The sequence below is a fragment of the Candidatus Woesearchaeota archaeon genome (genome assembly GCA_003694805.1).
In the GTDB taxonomy this organism is placed as follows: domain Archaea; phylum Nanobdellota; class Nanobdellia; order Woesearchaeales; family J110; genus J110.
Map to the genome: position 1 here is coordinate 1 of RFJU01000079.1, position 1,020 is coordinate 1,020.

The 1,020-nt window shown below is 50.2% G+C and carries 1 protein-coding gene; it reads right to left on the reverse strand.

Annotation, left to right across the window (positions count from 1 at the left end):
* Window positions 1-241: 241 nt before the first annotated feature.
* Window positions 242-1,020, reverse strand: a 779-nt coding sequence (locus D6783_02895; GenBank protein RME53110.1) for a hypothetical protein, incomplete at its 5' end; no start/stop codon positions are given.

Genomic DNA, 1,020 nt, shown 5'->3' on the forward strand with positions numbered 1-1,020 from the left:
ATCAATAGGGTTTAGAGGGGTTTAGAGGAATCGCCCCTTTGTTGCTATAAGCCACCCGCCGCTCGTCCCGAGCTGTGCTCGGTGACGCAAGTAAGTTGCGGCCTCTGGCCGCTTTTAAGGAACAAAAAAATGAGTGAGCGGGGATAGTTCACTTAAGTGTGTCTGTGGTTAAAAATTGGTTTCAAAACTGTCGCTTCGCTCCGCTTGGAGGCCGGAGGCCGGAAAGCGGAGCGAAGCGAGCTCACGCCTCTATCAGGTGCCTGGAGAATCGTTCTCCGTAAATTTTGACCAGCTCTCTTTGGATGGCTTTCCATCCAAAAGCCGACCTTTTCCAGGACTTCTCATTGTGCATCAAGCACAGATAGATTTGCTTGATGAGCGCTGTATCAGACACCCATGCCGCTTTGCCTTTTATGAGCTTACGTATGATGCGATGCAATGCTTCCACAGGATTGGTCGTATAGATCATTCTGCGTAACTCCTTAGGGTAATCCATAAACGCCATAAGCTCTTCCCAGTCCGCCTCCCAGCTTTCTATTAACCGCTCATATTTCCTGCCCCAGGTCACCTTGAAAGCTTCCATTGCTGTTCGCGCTGCTTCTCGATTGAGGGCAGTGTAGACCGTGCGTAAATCCTTACGTACTGACTTGATATCCTTGTCGTCCACAAAGCGGGTCGAACTGCGCACTTTGTGCACGATGCACTTCTGGATAACAGACTGTGGATAAACCTCTGAAATGGCTTCGCTGAATCCCGACAAATCATCGGTGCAGAAAATTAATACGTCTTCAACCCCACGGTCTTTTAAATCCTCTAATACCAACCCCCGCTCGTCCCGAGCTGTGCTCGGTGACGCAAGTAAGTTGCGGCCTCTGGCCGCTTTTAAGGAAAATAAATGAGTCTTTCGTGAGTTTGGGGTTTTTGCAGTGCACTCAGTTCTTCCCCCGAAAGCTTTCGGGGCTCTGTTCCTCACTCCTAACCAAACCTCCTCCCATACGTCCTGTAAGGCACCACTGCCGG